Here is a 13428-nt window from a genome sequence, read left to right as displayed (position 1 = left end):
CGGCAAATCCCGAGCGCTCGGCGGCACAGCCCGGTAGCCGGCCCGGAAGCCGGCTCACTGGCCGCTCCGCTAGCCGAGGATGAGGCCCGACGTGGGCACGCCGGTACCCGCGGTGACGAGGACGTGCTCGACGTCGGGCACCGGGTTCACCGAGGTGCCCCGCAGTTGCCGCACACCCTCGGCGATACCGTTCATGCCGTGGATGTAGGCCTCACCGAGTTGGCCGCCGTGGGTGTTGATGGGGAGCCGCCCGCCCATCTCGATCGCACCGTCGGCGATGAAATCCTTGGCCTCGCCCTTGCCGCAGAATCCTAACTCCTCCAACTGAATCAGGGTGAACGGCGTGAAGTGGTCGTAGAGCACCGCGGTCTGGATGTCGGTCGGCTTCAACCCCGACTGCGACCACAGCTGCTGGCCGACGAGCCCCATCTCCGGCAGGCCGAGCTCGGGCCGGTAGTAGCTGACCATCGTGTACTGGTCGGGACTGGAGCCCTGCGACGCCGCTTCGATGATCGCCGGTCGCTGCTTGAGGTCCCGCGCGCGCTCGGGCGACGTCACCACGATCGCCACCGCCCCGTCGGTCTCCTGGCAGCAGTCCAGCAGCCGCAGCGGCTCGGCGATCCATCGCGAATTCTGGTGATCCTCAATGGTTATCGGCTTCTCGTAGAAGTAGGCCTTCGGGTTTTTGGCCGCATGCTTGCGGTCGGCCACCGAAATCGCGCCGAAGTCCCGGCTGGTCGCACCCGACAGGTGCATGTAGCGCTGGGCGATCATCGCGACCTGCGCGGCCGGTGTCGAAAGCCCGTGCGGGTAGGAGAAGGAATTGTCCGCCGTGGTCGAATCAGCTTGTGCGCGGGCATCTCCGGCCAGCCTGGTCTGGACCTGACCGAACCGCATGCCCGAGCGCTCGTTGAACGCGCGGTAGGCCACCACGACGTCGGCCACCCCGGTGGCGACGGCGATCGCGGCCTGCTGAATGGTCGCGCAGGCGGCGCCGCCGCCATAGCCGATCTGCGAGAAGAACTTCAGGTCACCGATGCCGACCGCACGCGCGACCGCGGTCTCGTTGTTGGTGTCCATCGTGAAGGTGGTCAGCCCGTCGACGTCGGCCGGGCTCAGCCCGGCGTCGTCCAACGCATCCAACACAGCCTCGGCGGCCAACCGCAGCTCGCTGCGGCCGGAGTCCTTCGAGAAGTCGGTCGCGCCGATGCCGACAATCGCGGCTCGGCCGCTCAGTAAACCCGCTGACATCTACGCATCCCCCATCGTCAGCGTCACGGTCGCGATGACATGGTCACCAAGACTGTTGCGGCCAAACACCTTCACGGTGGCCAGCCCGTCCTCCACGGCGGTCACCTCACCCGAGAACGTCACCGTGTCGTAGGCGTACCACGGCACCCCGAGGCGCAGCCCGATCGACTTGATCAGCGCCGACGGACCCGCCCAATCGGTGACGTAGCGTTGCACCAGCCCGGTGTCGGTGAGGATGTTGACGAAGATGTCCTTGGATCCCTTGGCCTGCGCCAGGTCACGGTCGTGGTGCACGTCCTGAAAATCCCTGGTGGCCAGGGCGGTTGAGATGATGAACGTCGGGTCGCCGTAGAGCTTGAGCTCGGGCAGCGTGGTGCCGACTTCGAGGACCGGTGCGCTCATGCTCGAGCCTCCACGGGCTCCCAGGCGTACAGGCTCCACTCCGGCCCGGTGTCACCGGCCGGGAAGTCGATATAGGTTGCCTGCACCGGCATTCCAATCTTCACCTTGGCGGCCTCGATGTTGCGCAGCTCGCCGAGCATGCGCACGCCTTCCTCGAGTTCGACGAGGGCGATCACGAACGGCACTGTGCGGCCGGGCACCTTCGGCGCGTGGTGCACCACGAAGCTGAACACCGTGCCCTTGCCGCCGGCCACCAGGTAATCGGCCGGCGCGACTTCCTTTTTAGCGTCCTGCCACACCGCCGGCACCGGCGGGTGCTGCAGGCTGCCGTCCGGACGCCGCTGGATCCTCAGCTCGTGCTGCTTGACACCCTCCCAGAAGAACGCCGTGTCGCGCGACGACGAGGGCCGCATCATGGCGGTGGGGTCGAGGTCGTCGGGCACCGACGACGCCGGCGCCTCGGATTCGCGGGGCTTGAACTTGAGGATGCGCCAATTCATCTCGGCGACGTCCTCGTCGCCCACCCGCCAGATGATGTGCTGGTTGATGAAATAGCCCTCACCCAAACCGGTCTGCTTGGGCCCCACCACATCACCCATCTCGGAGGTGATGCTGACGTGTTCACCGGGCTGCAGGTAGCGGTGATAGGTCTGCTCGCAGTTGGTGGCGACCACGCCGATGTAGCCGGCGTCGTCGAACAGTTCCATGATGGGACCCATGGGGTCATCCTTCGGACGCTCCCCACCCAGGCCGAACATGGTCCAGACCTGAATCATGGCCGGCGGTGCCACAATTCCGGGGTGCCCGACCGCGCACGCCGCGGCCGCGTCGACATAGATCGGGTTGCTGTCGCCGATGGCCTCCACCCAGTTGTTGATCATCGGCTGGTTCACGGCATCACGGCCGGCGCGCGGCTTGGGGCCGCCGGCCGCCTTGATTTCCGCGATGGCGTCCTGGATCTCGGTCATCGAGGCACCCTCGGCACTTTGAGTCCGGCCGCGGCGATCATCTCGCGCATCACTTCGTTCACGCCGCCTCCGAAGGTGATCACCAGGTTGCGCTTGGTCTGGGAGTCCAGCCAGTTGAGCAGGTCGGCGGTGTCCGCTTCCGCGGGGTTGCCGTACTTGCCGACGATTTCCTCGGCGAGCCGCCCGATATACTGAATGCGCTCCGTACCAAAGACTTTGGTTGATGCGGCGTCGGCGACGTTGATGTCCTCGCCGGCGGCCGCCACCTGCCAGTTCAGCAGCTCGTTGATCCGCCACATCGCGTGGATCTCGCCGAGTGCGCGTTTGACGTCGGCGTGGTCGATCGGGGTGACCCCGTCACTACCCGGCTTGGACGCCCAGGCGTGCACCCGGTCGTAGATGCCGGCGGTACGGCCCGCGGGGCCGAGCATGACTCGTTCGTTGTTGAGCTGGGTGGTGATCAACCGCCACCCGCCGTTCTCCTCGCCGACCAGCATGTCGGCGGGCACCCGCACGTCGTTGTAATACGTGGCGTTGGTGTGGTGGGCGCCGTCGGACAAGATGATCGGCGTCCAGGAATAGCCGGGATCCTTGGTGTCGACGATCAGGATCGAAATTCCCTTGTGCTTCACGGCCTCCGGGTCCGTGCGGCAGGCCAGCCAGATGTAATCCGCGTCGTGGGCGCCGGTGGTGAAGATCTTCTGCCCGTTGACGATGTACTCGTCGCCCTGACGCACGGCGGTGGTCCGCAGGGAAGCCAGGTCGGTGCCGGCCTCCGGCTCGGTGTAGCCGATCGCGAAGTGCACCTCACCGGCCAGGATCGCCGGCAGGAACTTCTTCTTCTGTTCTTCGCTGCCGAACTGCTGCAGCACCGGACCGACCGTCTGCAGCGTGACCGCGGGCAGCGGCACGTCGGCCCGATGTGCCTCGTTGACGAAGATCGACTGCTCGATCGGGCCGAAGCCCAAGCCGCCGAACTCCTTTGGCCACCCGACGCCGAGCTTGCCGTCGCGGCCCATCCGCCGGATCACCGCGCGATAGGCCTCGTTGTGACGGTCCTGCTCCATCGCCTTCATCTCGTCGGACGAGATCAGGTTCGAGAAGTATTCCCGCAGTTCCGCTTGCAGCTGGCGCTGCTCCGGAGTCAGGTCTATGAACATTGCGCTCCCACCAGGTCGAGACGATACGACGGGCCGCCCAGCAGCCGGGTCAGGTCCTTGATCGTGGAGTAGTAGCGGTGCATCGGATAGGTGATGTCCATGCCCATGCCGCCGTGCAGGTGGTGGCAGAGCTGCATCACCGGCGGCGCCTGGGAGGTGATCCAGTAACCGAGGACATCCAGGTCGTTGTCGGCGTCCCGTCCCTCCGACAGCCGCCACACGACCGACTTCGCCACCAAATCGATGGTGCGCGAGGCGATGTAGACCTCAGCGAGCTGCGCGGCCACGGTCTGGAACGTCGACAGCGGCTTGCCGAATTGCTTCCGGTTGGCCACGTAGTCGGCGGTCAGACGCAGCGCCCCGGCCACCAGGCCGTCGACGTAGGCGCCGGTGGCGGCCAGGACCAACTGGTTGACCCGGGACGCCGTGGCGCCCGCCAAAACGCCGGAGTCCCCGACCGCGACATCGGCGAACGTCACCGTGTACTCCTCGGAGTCGTTCGAGGTCGGGGTTCGAACCACCTCGACACCGTCGGCCTTCGGCGACACCACGACCACCGCGCTGTCGGCGGTGACGATCATCCAATCCGCTTGTCCGGCATAGCCGACGCCGACCTTGGTGCCCGACAACCGGCCGTTGGCGAACACGGTCGACGGCCGGTCCGGTAGCGCGGTACCGGGCTCGTTGAGCGCCGCGGTCAGCACACCGCCCTTGGTGACGCCGGCCAAAAATTGGTCCTGTTGTTCGTCGGAGGCCAGACCAACCAGCGGCACCACGCCGAAACCCAGGGTGGCCAGGGCCGGGGTGATGGCGCCGTGACGACCGATCTCGGTCAGCACGGTGGCGACCTCGGGCAGGCCCACGCCGTCGCCGCCGAGGCGTTCGGGCACCGGGAGCGCCGTCACGCCCCCGTCGACCAAGGCGTCCCAACTCAATTCACGCTCGAACACTGACGTCACCACATCGGCGACGGCGTGTTGCGTCGCAGTGAGGTCGAAGTCCATCAGGACGTCACCGCGGGCTTGCCGGTGTAGTCGACCTGCCAATGCTTGATGCCGTTGAGCCAGCCCGACCGCAGCCGCTCGGGCTCCGACAGCGGCTTGAGGTCCGGCATGTGATCGGCGACCGCGTTGAAGATCAGGTTGATCGTCATCCGGGCCAGGTTGGTGCCGATGCAGTAGTGGGCGCCGGTGCCACCGAAACCGACATGGGGATTCGGGTCGCGCAGGATGTTGAAGGTGTGCGGGTCGTCGAAGACGTCGTCGTCGAAGTTGGCGGACCGGTAAGACATGACGACCCGCTGACCCTTCTTGATGTGGACGCCGTTCAGCTCGGTGTCCTCGTTGGCGGTGCGCTGGAATGCCGATACCGGCGTCGCCCAGCGAACGATCTCGTCGGCGGCGGTCGACGGGCGCTCCCTCTTGAACAGCTCCCACTGATCCGGGTTGTTGGCGAAGGCGATCATTCCGTGGGTGATCGAGTTGCGGGTGGTCTCGTTCCCTGCCACCGCGAGCATGACCACGAAAAAGCCGAATTCGTCGTCGGAGAGCTTCTCACCATCGATGTCGGCCTGGATGAGCGTGGTGACGATGTCGTCGGTCGGGTTCTTGCCCCGCTCTTCGGCCATCGCCATCGCGTACATGATCAGTTCCATCGACGACTGCGCGGGATCGATGTCGGCGTACTCGGGATCCTCACCGCCGGTCATCTCGTTGGACCAGCGGAACAGCTTGTCGCGATCTTCCTGAGGAACACCGAGCAGGCCGGCGATGGCTTGCAACGGCAGCTCGCACGACACCTGCTCGACGAAGTCGCCGTTACCTTCGGCCGCCGCGGTCTTGGCGATGTTCTGGGCGCGCTGAGCCAGTTCGGCTTCCAGGCGCCCGATGGCCCGTGGCGTGAACCCGCGGGAGATGATCTTGCGCAACCGGGTGTGGTGGGGTGCGTCCATGTTGAGCATGACGCTGCGCTGCAGTTCGACCTGTTCCCGCTTCATCTCCGGCGGCCACGTCGGGATGGCACCGTTCAACCAGCTCGAGAAGACGTCGCTGCGGCGCGACACCTCCTTGACGTCAGCGTGCTTGGTGACGATCCAATATCCGTGGTCCTCGAACCCACCCGCGCCATTCGGGATATCAACCCAGTGGATCGGCTCCGCCTTGCGCAGCTGGGCGAGTTCCTCGACGGGCAACCCGGCAAGGTTGAGGTCGGGGTCAAGAAAGTCGAAGTCGGCGGGAATGTTGGGGGGTGCCATGTGCGGTGTGCTCCTTTTACAACACTAATTGCAACGTGTTCTAGTGCCAGTAAAACACGGCTCCTGCGCAGATAAAAGGCAGGTCACCATCCTCGCTTGTCAGAGTAATGAAACGTGTTCTAGCCTGACGGAATGGGTAACCCTGTCATCGTTGAAGCCACTCGCAGCCCCATCGGCAAGCGGAACGGATGGCTGTCCGGTCTGCACGCCACCGAGCTGTTGGGAGCGGTCCAGAAGGCGCTGGTCGAGAAGGCCGGCAGCAATTCCGGCTTTGAAGCCGGCCAAGTCGAACAGGTCATCGGCGGCTGCGTCACGCAGTACGGCGAGCAGTCCAACAACATCAGCCGGGTCAGCTGGTTGGTCGCCGGGCTGCCGGAACACGTCGGCGCCATGACCGTCGACTGCCAGTGCGGCAGCGGCCAGCAGGCCAACGGCCTGGTGGCCGGTCTGATCGCCGCAGGTGCCATCGACGTCGGCATCGCCTGCGGAATCGAGGCCATGAGCCGCGTCGGGCTCGGCGCCAACGCCGGCCCCGACCGCGGCATCCTGCGGCCCGCGTCCTGGGACATCGACCTGCCCGACCAGTTCACCGCCGCAGAGCGGATCGCCAAGCGGCGTGGCATCACCCGCGAGGACATCGACGAGTTCGGCTTTTACTCACAGGCCAAGGCCAAGCAGGCCTGGGACGAGGGCCGATTCGACCGCGAGATCTCCCCGATCGAAGCCCCGGCGCTCGACGAGAACAAGCAGCCGACGTCCGAGCGCGTCACCATCTCCCGCGACCAGGGCCTGCGCGAGACGACCCTGTCGGGTCTGAGCGCGCTGAAGCCGGTCATCGAAGGCGGCATCCACACCGCGGGAACGTCGTCGCAGATCTCCGACGGCGCGGCGGCCGTGCTGTGGATGGACGAGGACAAGGCCAAGGCCCTGGGGCTGCGGCCGCGCGCCCGCATCATCAGCCAGGCGCTGGTCGGCGCCGAGCCCTACTACCACCTGGACGGACCGGTGCAGTCGACGGCCAAGGTGCTGGACAAGGCGGGCATGAAGATGGGCGACATCGACATCACCGAGATCAACGAGGCATTCGCTTCGGTGGTGCTGTCGTGGGCCCGCGTGCACGAACCGGACATGGCCAAGGTCAACGTCAACGGCGGAGCCATCGCACTGGGTCACCCGGTGGGCAGCACCGGCAGCCGGTTGATCACCACCGCGTTGCACGAGCTGGAGCGCACCGACCAGACCACCGCGCTGATCACGATGTGTGCAGGCGGCGCCCTGTCGACGGGCACCATCATCGAGCGCATCTAGCTCGCGACTTGATCGTCTCCGAAGAGAGCCGCATCGCCGCGGCACAGGCCTACATCGACGCGCTGGTCAGCCATGACGGCGACGCCGTCCCGTTCGCGGTCCACTGCATCCGCATCGAGCAGGGAATCAAAAACGGGTTCTCGGGAAATCATCTGCGGCGCAGCCTGAATCGCGGGCCCCAGTATCGTCTGCTGGCGCACACGACGCCGCCGGACTACCGCATCGACGGCGACGAGGTGCACGCCGCGTACCAGGTGCTGACCAAGGCCGCGTTCGGCGGCCGTCGGGTCGCCGCGCACGTCAACGAGACCTTCGTGATTCCGGCCGAAAGCGCAAGCGGGAAGGCCGAAATCCACCACATCACGGTCCGCTTCCAACCCTTCATTCAGCACCGCCGGTAACGACGCAGCCCGCAAAGCGGATGCGGCGCGGCCGGCCAGATCGAGCACAGAGGAACATCATGCCGAAACCGAAGCCACGTTCACTGAACGCACCCTGGGTCGGCTTCATCATCAAATGGATGGCCAAGGGGAACGCGTGGATCTACCGACGCAGCAACGGAAAATTCGGCGGCACCTTCCAGAAGGCTCCGGTCGCGCTGCTCACCACCACGGGCCGCAAGACCGGTGAACCGCGGGTGAGCCCGCTGCTCTACCTGCGCGAGGGGAACCGGGTGGTACTGGTCGCCTCGAAAGGTGGCAGCGACAAACACCCGCTGTGGTACCTCAACCTCAAGGCGAACCCGAAAGTCTCGGTGCAGATCAAAGACGAGGTGCTGCAACTGCAGGCACGCGATGCCACCGAGGCGGAGCGCGCCGAGTACTGGCCGAAGTTGGATGCGATGTATCCGTCGTTCGACGACTACCGGTCCTGGACCGGTCGGGTCATCCCGGTCGTGATCTGCGACCCCTGAGCCGAACTATCCTGAGTAGCATGCCCCACTGGATCCGCAATTCTCGCCCGATTGCGCTGCTGCTCAAGTACTTCGCACGCCTGCATATTTGGGCATACCGCCGAACCGACGGCAGGCTCGGCGCGAAACTGTTGCGGTTCCCGGCGGCGCTGCTGACGACGACCGGACGCAAATCGAACGAACCACGGACCACCGCGACCTTGTACCTGCGCGACGGCGACCGGGTCATCCTGCCGGCGTCCTTCGGCGGCCGGGACGAAGATCCGTTGTGGTATCGCAATCTCAAAGAGAATCCCGAGGTGCGGGTGCAGATCCGGGCCCAGCGCCTGGATTTGGTCGCGCGCGACGCCACAGACGCTGAGCGCGAACGGTATTGGCCACGGCTGACGCGGATGTACCCGCCATATCGCAAGTACCGCGAAGCCGCCGACCGGGTCATCCCGCTCGTGGTGTGCGAGCCACTTCCCCGAACGTGCACTGACGGCGAGAAATCGCCGAAATTATTGCCGTGAGTGTACGTTCGGCGTCGGCGGTGCGTCAGGCGCCGTAGACCGGGACCGGCGGGCGCGCCTTGGCGAGCAGATCGGCGACGACGGGCCCCAGCTCCGCGGGGTCCCACTTCGCCCCCTTGTCGATCTGCGGCCCGTGCGCCCAGCCCTCGGCGACCCGGATCTTGCCGCCCTCGATTTCGAACACGTTGCCGGTCACGTCACGCGATTCGACGCTGCCCAGCCAAACCACCAGCGGGGAAATATTTTCCGGGGCCATCGCATCGAAATCCTGGTCCTGGGTCGACATCATCTCGGCGAACACGGTCTCGGTCATGCGGGTGCGGGCCGAGGGCGCGATGGCGTTGACGGTGACGCCGTAGCGACCCATTTCGGCCGCGCCAACCAGCGTCATCACCGCGATCCCGGCCTTGGCGGCGCTGTAGTTGCCCTGCCCGACACTGCCCTGCAGGCCGGCACCCGAACTGGTGTTGATGATCCGCGCGTCAACGGGTTTGCCCTCTTTGGACAGGCCACGCCAATACGACGCGGCGTGCCGCATCGTGGCGAAGTGCCCCTTGAGGTGCACGGCGATGACGGCGTCGAACTCGTCCTCGCTGGTGTTCGCCATCATCCTGTCACGCACGATGCCGGCGTTGTTCACCAAAACGTCCAGGCCGCCGAAGGTTTCGACGGCGGTCTGGATCAGACCGGCGGCTTGGTCCCAGTCTGCGATGTTGGATCCGTTGGCGACGGCTTCGCCACCGGCCGCGGTGATTTCGTCGACCACACCCTGGGCGGCGCTACCGCCGCCCGCCGGTGAACCGTCCAGGCCCACCCCGATGTCGTTGACCACCACCCGCGCACCCTCGGCGGCGAAGGCCAGCGCATGCGCGCGGCCGATACCGCCGCCCGCTCCGGTGACGATGACGACGCGGCCGTCAACCACTCCCATAGTTCGTGTCTCCTCTACTTGACCGCGCTGGCGGTCGTGGTGGACAGATAGTGCGGCGGCTCGCCACCGCCGTGCACCTCTAACGAGGCCCCGCTGATATAGGAGGCCGCATCCGAGGCCAAAAACGCTGCGGCCCAACCGACATCCTCGGGCTTGGCCAGACGACCCAATGGCACATTCTTCGAGATCGCGGCGATCGATTCGGCGTCACCGTAGAACAGTTCTGACTGTTCGGTCTCCACCATGCCGACCACGCAGGCGTTCACCCGGACCTTCGGCCCCCACTCGACAGCCAAGGTCTGGGTGAGGCTTTCCAGGCCCGCCTTGGCCGCCCCGTACGCGCCGGTGCCGGGGGACGGCCGCCGGCCACTGAGGCTGCAGATATTGATGATCGACCCGCCGCGCTGCTGGGCTTGCATTTTGTCGTTCGCGTACTGCGAAACCGACAGCGCACCAATCAGATTGAGCTCGATGATCTTGCGGTTGAACTTGGCGCTGGATTCCGCGGTCAGCACGTAGGGCGATCCGCCGGCGTTGTTGACGACGACATCGAGGCCGCCGTGCCGGTCCGCGATGATGTCGATCAATTCCTTGACCGCGTCGTCATCGCGCACGTCGCAGGAGTGGAATTCATACGGCAATCCCTCGACCGGCCGTCGTGCGCAGGTGACGACGGTGGCGCCCTGCGCCGCGAAAACCGAGCTGATGCCGGCGCCCACCCCACGAACACCGCCGGTGACCAGAACCACCCGCCCGGCGAGCCCCAAGTTCATGGCTTCTGCAAATGGGGGGCGTGCTTCGGCGCGAGTCACTGTGCTAGCGTACCAAGCAAGTGCTTGCTTAGGTAGTTACCCCCACAAGGAAGTGGCACCTTGCCCATCACATCCACAACCACCGAACCGGGCATCGTCGCGGTCACCGTCGACTTCCCGCCCGTCAACGCCATCCCGTCGCGCGGCTGGTTCGACCTCGCCGACACCATCACCGCGGCCGGCCGGGACCCGCAAACCCACGTCGTCATCCTGCGGGCCGAGGGCCGCGGTTTCAACGCCGGGGTCGACATCAAGGAGATGCAGCGCACCGAGGGATTCACCGCGCTGATCGATGCCAACCGCGGCTGCTTCGCCGCGTTCCGCGCGGTCTATGAGTGCGCGGTGCCCGTCGTCGCGGCCGTCAACGGATTCTGCGTCGGCGGCGGCATCGGCCTGGTCGGCAACTCCGACGTCATCGTCGCCTCCGAGGACGCCACCTTCGGGCTGCCGGAGGTGGAACGCGGCGCGCTCGGCGCCGCCACCCATCTGTCCCGGCTGGTTCCCCAGCACCTGATGCGACGGCTGTTCTTCACCGCGGCCACCGTCGACGCCGCCACCCTGCACCATTTCGGTTCGGTGCACGAGGTGGTGCCGCGCGATCAGCTGGATGAAGCGGCGTTGCGCGTCGCGCGAGACATCGCCGCCAAGGACACCCGAGTCATCCGCGCGGCCAAAGAGGCGCTGAACCTCATCGACGTGCAACGAGTCAACTCGAGTTACCGCATGGAGCAAGGCTTTACGTTCGAGCTCAATCTCGCCGGGGTGTCCGACGAGCACCGGGATGCGTTCGCCGGCACGGCAAAGGGCAACAAGGAATGACCGACAAGAGAACCGGCCTCGACGAGGCCGTCGCGCAGGTGCGCAGCGGCATGACCATCGGCATCGGCGGCTGGGGATCACGGCGCAAGCCAATGGCATTCGTGCGAGCCCTGCTGCGCACCGACGTCACGGACCTGACCGTGGTCAGCTATGGCGGCCCCGACCTGGGGCTGTTGTGCTCGGCGGGCAAGGTGAAGCGCGCCTACTACGGGTTCGTCTCGCTGGACTCCCCCCCGTTCTACGACCCATGGTTCGCCAAGGCCCGGGCCGCCGGCGCGATCGAGGCCCGCGAAATGGACGAGGGCATGCTGCGCTGCGGGTTGCAAGCCGCCGCACAACGACTGCCGTTCCTGCCGATCCGGGCCGGGCTGGGCAGTTCGGTGCCCGACTTCTGGGAGGGCGAGCTGACCACCGTCACCAGCCCGTATCCGGCGCCCGGCGGTGGCCACGAAACCCTGATCGCCATGCCGGCGCTGCGCCTGGACGCCGCCTTCGTGCACCTTCACCTCGGCGACAGCCAGGGCAACGCCGCCTACACCGGCATCGACCCCTACTTCGACGATCTGTTCCTGATGGCCGCCGACAAGCGCCATCTGTCGGTGGAGCGCATCGTCTCCACGCAGGAGTTGGTCAAGGCGGTGCCGCCGCAGGCGCTGCTGGTCAACCGCATGATGGTCGACAGCGTGGTGGAGGCGCCTGGTGGCGCCCACTTCACCACCGCCGCGCCGGATTACGGCCGGGACGAAAAGTTTCAGCGGCATTACGCGGAGGCGGCCTCGACCGACGAGGGCTGGGAGAAGTTCACCGAGACGTACCTGTCGGGCAACGAAGACGACTATCGGGCGGCGGTCCGCGCATTCGCAGAGGAGGCCTGAAAAGTGAGCAGCACCCGCGCCGAAGTGTGCGCAGTCGCCTGCGCCGAATTATTCAGGGATGCAGGCGAGATCATGGTCAGCCCGATGACCAACATGGCCTCTGTCGGGGCGCGGCTGGCCCGCTTGACCTTCTCCCCCGACATCTTGCTGACCGACGGCGAGGCCCAATTGCTGGCCGACACGCCGGCGCTGGGTGCGACCGGAGCCGTCGAGGGATGGATGCCGTTCGGCCGCGTGTTCGAGACGCTGGCCTGGGGGCGCCGCCATGTGGTCATGGGCGCCAATCAGGTTGACCGGTTCGGCAATCAGAACATCTCGGCGTTCGGCCCGCTACAGCGACCCAAACGCCAGATGTTCGGCGTGCGCGGCGCCCCCGGCAACGCCATCAACCACGCGACCAGCTACTGGGTGGGCAACCACTCCAAGCGGGTGTTCAGCGAAAAGGTGGACGTGGTCTGCGGTGTCGGCTGGGACAAGGTGGATGCCGACAATCCGGCGTTTCGCTTCGCCAACACGTACCGGGTGGTGTCGAACCTCGGCGTGTTCGACTTCGGCGGCCCCGACCGGACCATGCGGGCGCTGAGCCTGCACCCCGGCGTCTCAGCGGAAGAGGTCCGCGAAGCCACCTCATTCGAGATCCACGGCCTCGAGGACGCCGCCGCGACCCGCCTGCCCACCGACGACGAACTGCGCCTCATCCGCGAGACGATCGATCCGAAGTCCTTGCGCGACCGAGAGATACGTTGATGAAGTTGCGCACGCCGCTGACCGAGCTGGTTGGCGTCGAGCACCCGGTGGTGCAGACCGGGATGGGCTGGGTGGCCGGCGCCCGACTGGTGTCCGCCACCGCCAACGCGGGCGGGCTGGGCATCCTGGCCTCGGCCACCATGACGCTGGACGAATTGGCGACGGCCATCGCCAAGGTCAAGGCCGCCACGGACGAGCCGTTCGGCGTGAACATCCGCGCCGATGCCGCCGACGCCGGCGACCGCGTCGATTTGATGATCCGCGAAGGCGTCAAGGTCGCTTCCTTTGCCTTGGCGCCCAAGCAGGAGCTCATCGTCCGGCTCAAAGATGCCGGCGCGGTGGTGATTCCGTCGATCGGCGCGGCCAAGCACGCGCGCAAGGTCGCGGGCTGGGGCGCCGATGCGATGATCGTGCAGGGCGGCGAGGGTGGCGGGCACACCGGGCCGGTCGCCACGACCCTGCTGCTGCCGTCGGTG

General features: G+C 66.4%; 15 protein-coding genes and 1 pseudogene. 8 read left to right on the top strand and 8 right to left on the bottom strand.

Features of this window, described 5'->3' with window-relative positions; genetic code table 11:
* Positions 1–69: 69 nt before the first annotated feature.
* From Q0W90_RS18355 to Q0W90_RS18330, 6 genes are read right to left on the bottom strand one after another with little or no spacing between them, the layout of a single operon-like run.
* Positions 70–1251 (bottom strand): lipid-transfer protein, encoded by a 1182-nt coding sequence (locus Q0W90_RS18355; RefSeq protein ID WP_297594690.1) that lies wholly within the window; start codon positions 1249–1251, stop codon positions 70–72.
* The gene (locus tag Q0W90_RS18350) at positions 1252–1653 is read right to left on the bottom strand and encodes a MaoC family dehydratase (protein WP_297594692.1); all 402 of its coding nucleotides are present in this window, start codon (positions 1651–1653) and stop codon (positions 1252–1254) included.
* Positions 1650–2621, bottom strand: coding sequence for an OB-fold domain-containing protein (locus Q0W90_RS18345; RefSeq protein ID WP_297698816.1), 972 nt, complete (start codon positions 2619–2621; stop codon positions 1650–1652). The genes Q0W90_RS18350 and Q0W90_RS18345 overlap by 4 nt, the downstream gene beginning before the upstream one ends.
* On the bottom strand, positions 2618–3781 hold the full coding sequence (gene fadE29 / locus Q0W90_RS18340) for an acyl-CoA dehydrogenase FadE29 (protein ID WP_297775633.1): 1164 nt from the start codon (positions 3779–3781) through the stop codon (positions 2618–2620). Before fadE29 ends, Q0W90_RS18345 begins: the two co-directional genes overlap by 4 nt.
* Positions 3772–4785, bottom strand: coding sequence for an acyl-CoA dehydrogenase family protein (locus tag Q0W90_RS18335; protein WP_297594698.1), 1014 nt, complete (start codon positions 4783–4785; stop codon positions 3772–3774). The genes fadE29 and Q0W90_RS18335 overlap by 10 nt, the downstream gene beginning before the upstream one ends.
* On the bottom strand, positions 4785–6035 hold the full coding sequence (locus tag Q0W90_RS18330) for a cytochrome P450 (protein ID WP_297594700.1): 1251 nt from the start codon (positions 6033–6035) through the stop codon (positions 4785–4787). Before Q0W90_RS18330 ends, Q0W90_RS18335 begins: the two co-directional genes overlap by 1 nt.
* Before the next feature lie 132 nt (positions 6036–6167).
* On the opposite strand from Q0W90_RS18330, the gene Q0W90_RS18325 reads away from it, so the two are divergent.
* Genes Q0W90_RS18325 through Q0W90_RS18310 form a run of 4 tightly spaced genes read left to right on the top strand, consistent with a single transcriptional unit; the run spans position 6168 to position 8768 of the window.
* On the top strand, positions 6168–7343 hold the full coding sequence (locus Q0W90_RS18325) for a steroid 3-ketoacyl-CoA thiolase (protein ID WP_297698808.1): 1176 nt from the start codon (positions 6168–6170) through the stop codon (positions 7341–7343).
* An 8-nt stretch (positions 7344–7351) separates the two neighbouring features.
* Positions 7352–7744, top strand: coding sequence for a hypothetical protein (locus Q0W90_RS18320; RefSeq protein ID WP_297594704.1), 393 nt, complete (start codon positions 7352–7354; stop codon positions 7742–7744).
* Between the two features lie 59 nt (positions 7745–7803).
* Positions 7804–8256 (top strand): nitroreductase family deazaflavin-dependent oxidoreductase, encoded by a 453-nt coding sequence (locus Q0W90_RS18315; protein ID WP_297594706.1) that lies wholly within the window; start codon positions 7804–7806, stop codon positions 8254–8256.
* A 20-nt stretch (positions 8257–8276) separates the two neighbouring features.
* Positions 8277–8768, top strand: coding sequence for a nitroreductase family deazaflavin-dependent oxidoreductase (locus Q0W90_RS18310; RefSeq protein ID WP_297594709.1), 492 nt, complete (start codon positions 8277–8279; stop codon positions 8766–8768).
* 25 nt (positions 8769–8793) lie between these two features.
* Here the strand turns inward: Q0W90_RS18310 and Q0W90_RS18305 are convergent, their stop codons facing one another.
* Both Q0W90_RS18305 and Q0W90_RS18300 read right to left on the bottom strand, forming a co-directional pair.
* Positions 8794–9699 (bottom strand): SDR family oxidoreductase, encoded by a 906-nt coding sequence (locus Q0W90_RS18305; protein ID WP_297594710.1) that lies wholly within the window; start codon positions 9697–9699, stop codon positions 8794–8796.
* Positions 9700–9713: 14 nt separating this feature from the next.
* A complete protein-coding gene (locus Q0W90_RS18300; protein ID WP_297594713.1) occupies positions 9714–10511 on the bottom strand; it encodes an SDR family oxidoreductase in 798 nt (265 codons plus the stop codon).
* Positions 10512–10571: 60 nt separating this feature from the next.
* Between Q0W90_RS18300 and echA20 the strand changes: the two genes are divergently transcribed.
* From echA20 to ipdC, 4 genes and pseudogenes are all read left to right on the top strand, one after another.
* Positions 10572–11330, top strand: a complete 759-nt coding sequence (echA20, locus tag Q0W90_RS18295) for a (7aS)-7a-methyl-1,5-dioxo-2,3,5,6,7,7a-hexahydro-1H-indene-carboxyl-CoA hydrolase (RefSeq protein ID WP_297594715.1) — start codon at positions 10572–10574, stop codon at positions 11328–11330.
* Positions 11327–12205: a cholesterol ring-cleaving hydrolase subunit IpdA gene (ipdA, locus tag Q0W90_RS18290; RefSeq protein WP_297775626.1), complete on the top strand. Its 879-nt coding sequence runs from the start codon at positions 11327–11329 to the stop codon at positions 12203–12205. The genes echA20 and ipdA overlap by 4 nt, the downstream gene beginning before the upstream one ends.
* Positions 12206–12208: 3 nt before the next feature.
* On the top strand, positions 12209–12952 hold the full coding sequence (ipdB, locus tag Q0W90_RS18285; RefSeq protein ID WP_297775623.1) for a cholesterol ring-cleaving hydrolase subunit IpdB: 744 nt from the start codon (positions 12209–12211) through the stop codon (positions 12950–12952).
* Positions 12952–13428, top strand: a pseudogene (gene ipdC / locus Q0W90_RS18280) ((3aS,4S,5R,7aS)-5-hydroxy-7a-methyl-1-oxo-octahydro-1H-indene-4-carboxyl-CoA dehydrogenase); the annotation flags it as partial. The gene ipdB and the pseudogene ipdC, both read left to right, overlap by 1 nt.

Source organism: Mycobacterium sp., from assembly GCF_025933915.1.
Classification (GTDB): Bacteria; Actinomycetota; Actinomycetes; order Mycobacteriales; family Mycobacteriaceae; genus Mycobacterium.
This window is presented reverse-complemented; position numbering and strand designations above follow the sequence as displayed.

Excerpts from the sequence above, each read along its gene's own strand:
- Q0W90_RS18355 (WP_297594690.1), bottom strand. The coding sequence starts at position 1,251 with ATGTCAGCGGGTTTACTGAGCGGCCGAGCCGCGATTGTCGGCATCGGC.
- Q0W90_RS18350 (WP_297594692.1), bottom strand. The coding sequence starts at position 1,653 with ATGAGCGCACCGGTCCTCGAAGTCGGCACCACGCTGCCCGAGCTCAAG.
- Q0W90_RS18345 (WP_297698816.1), bottom strand. The coding sequence starts at position 2,621 with ATGACCGAGATCCAGGACGCCATCGCGGAAATCAAGGCGGCCGGCGGC.
- fadE29 (WP_297775633.1), bottom strand. The coding sequence starts at position 3,781 with ATGTTCATAGACCTGACTCCGGAGCAGCGCCAGCTGCAAGCGGAACTG.
- Q0W90_RS18335 (WP_297594698.1), bottom strand. The coding sequence starts at position 4,785 with ATGGACTTCGACCTCACTGCGACGCAACACGCCGTCGCCGATGTGGTG.
- Q0W90_RS18330 (WP_297594700.1), bottom strand. The coding sequence starts at position 6,035 with ATGGCACCCCCCAACATTCCCGCCGACTTCGACTTTCTTGACCCCGAC.
- Q0W90_RS18325 (WP_297698808.1), top strand. The coding sequence starts at position 6,168 with ATGGGTAACCCTGTCATCGTTGAAGCCACTCGCAGCCCCATCGGCAAG.
- Q0W90_RS18315 (WP_297594706.1), top strand. The coding sequence starts at position 7,804 with ATGCCGAAACCGAAGCCACGTTCACTGAACGCACCCTGGGTCGGCTTC.
- Q0W90_RS18310 (WP_297594709.1), top strand. The coding sequence starts at position 8,277 with ATGCCCCACTGGATCCGCAATTCTCGCCCGATTGCGCTGCTGCTCAAG.
- Q0W90_RS18305 (WP_297594710.1), bottom strand. The coding sequence starts at position 9,699 with ATGGGAGTGGTTGACGGCCGCGTCGTCATCGTCACCGGAGCGGGCGGC.
- ipdA (WP_297775626.1), top strand. The coding sequence starts at position 11,327 with ATGACCGACAAGAGAACCGGCCTCGACGAGGCCGTCGCGCAGGTGCGC.